The sequence below is a fragment of the Photobacterium aphoticum genome, assembly GCF_001029435.1.
GTDB lineage: Bacteria > Pseudomonadota > Gammaproteobacteria > Enterobacterales > Vibrionaceae > Photobacterium > Photobacterium aphoticum.
The window spans coordinates 1-330 of the sequence record NZ_LDOV01000071.1 but is presented as its reverse complement, the minus strand read 5'-3'; the positions used below and the strand labels follow the sequence as shown (position 1 = coordinate 330).

The following is a 330-nucleotide window of genomic DNA, read 5'->3' as shown; positions in this document are numbered from 1 at the left end:
CTGTGTCACTTCACGCTCAAGAATGACGTTACCTGCACCGTCTGTCACTGTGATGGTATCACCGACTGCCGTGTCAGCCGCCAGGGTCACTTTGGCGGTCACAGTGCCGTCAGCACCCAGCTCATCATTGTTGTAGACGCCATCACCGCTGGTATCACCTTGCAGCTCAACCGTTGGCGCAGAAACACCTTCTAGATCCACCAATGCGCTATCGCTGGCTTCTGGAGACTTATTACCCGCAGGGTCTGTCACTTGTGCCGTGACATCCACGCGATCACCAAACGGTAACACTTCGACAAAGATGCCGTTATCCAGATCGTCATGCGTCAC

General features: G+C 54.5%; 1 protein-coding gene. It reads right to left on the bottom strand.

Annotated elements, in window-relative coordinates:
- Positions 1-330, bottom strand: a 330-nt coding sequence (locus tag ABT58_RS24240) for a hypothetical protein (RefSeq protein WP_169749976.1), incomplete at both ends; no start/stop codon positions are given.